The sequence below is a fragment of the Geodermatophilus sp. CPCC 205506 genome, from assembly GCF_051383635.1.
Lineage (GTDB): Bacteria > Actinomycetota > Actinomycetes > Mycobacteriales > Geodermatophilaceae > Geodermatophilus.
Genome location: NZ_JALPKP010000114.1, coordinates 1 through 1317 on the forward strand (window position 1 = coordinate 1; position 1317 = coordinate 1317).

Here is a 1317-nt window from a genome sequence, read left to right on the forward strand (position 1 = left end):
CCTCCGACGACGCCGCCACCGCATCCGCCGACCCGGCCACCGCCGCCAGCACCCCGCGCAGGTTCTGCTGCGCCGTGCCCAGCGCAGCAGCCATGCGGCCGAGCTCGTCCCGGCCGCGCACATCGGGCGTCACCGTCAGGTCACCGGCGGCCAGCGCGTCGACCGAGGCCTGCACGGACCGGACCGTGCTGACGATCCGGCGGACGACGAACAGGGTGAGTCCGCCGGCGAGGGCGATGCCGGCGGCCAGGGCCGCCCAGAGCGTGCGCGTGGCCGAGGAGGCGATCGCCGCGGCGTCGTCTGTGTCGCTCTGCCCGGCCGCGACCCGCCGCTCCTGCATGGCGTTGTACTCGTCCATGAGCAGGTCGGAAGAGTTCTGCAGCGGACCGGTGATGAGCGCCGTGGCCGTAGCGAGGTCGCCGGCGTTCGCGGCCGGGACGAGCTGGTCCTCGGCGACGGCGTAGTAGTCCTCCACATGGCCCCGGAAGACCTCGAACGCCTCGCGGTTGACCGTGACCTCGGCGTAGGCGTCCAGCTGGCCGTCGACCGTCTCGCGCCGCTCGGCCAGGTCGGCCAGCAGGGCAGCCCGGGTCGCCGGGTCGGCGAGGGGGTAGGTGTTGTAGCGCGACCGGTCGCCCTGCCACGAGCGCTGGATGTTCGACAGGTCGGCGAGGGTGACGACGTTGTCGTTGATCCGCATGGCGGCCGCCTCGAGCGAGGAGATGCGGCTGACGGCGAGCACCGCCATGGCGACGGCGACCGTGGCCAGCACGGCGAGCGCCGCACCGATCTTCACGCCGACCGGCCGATCGGCGAACCAACCGCCGCTGCGGGCAGTGTGTACCGCGGCAGAACTGCTCATGGGGTGCTCCTGGAATGCGCGGGATGACAGTGGGGCACCGCCACGAGGTCACCGGAATGGTGTTCCTCGTGTGGTGCCCGGGCATCGTGTGCGATTCCGGACGGCTCCACCGCGAATGGTGTGGGCGTGTCGCGGCATGCGGTCGAGAAAGGTCGGCGACCTCCTCCCTGCCGTTTCTTTGTCGACTTGCGGAGAATGGCCTCCGACGGCGGCGCGGGACCGTCCGGCCCCGCGCCGCCCGTGGGCGTCAGTAGGTGAAGCGGCCGACGCTGGTGCGCAGGTCGGCGGCCATCCGGGACAGCTCGTCGACCGCGGTGCGGGTCTGGGTCAGCGCCTGGGTGGTGGCCCCGGCGGCCTCGGACACCCCGGTGATGTTCTCCGCGATCTGCCCGGACCCGCTCGCCGCCTCCTGCACCGACCGGGACATCTCGTTGGTGGTCGCGGTCTGCTCCTCC

The 1317-nt window shown here is 72.5% G+C and carries 2 protein-coding genes; both read right to left on the reverse strand.

Annotation, left to right across the window (positions count from 1 at the left end; all coding sequences use genetic code 11):
- Positions 1-862, reverse strand: an 862-nt coding sequence (locus tag MY520_RS27855; protein WP_436695944.1) for a HAMP domain-containing protein, incomplete at its 3' end; no start/stop codon positions are given.
- A 247-nt stretch (positions 863-1109) separates the two neighbouring features.
- The coding region (locus tag MY520_RS27860; RefSeq protein ID WP_436695945.1) for a methyl-accepting chemotaxis protein at positions 1110-1317 on the reverse strand (208 nt) is incomplete at its 5' end.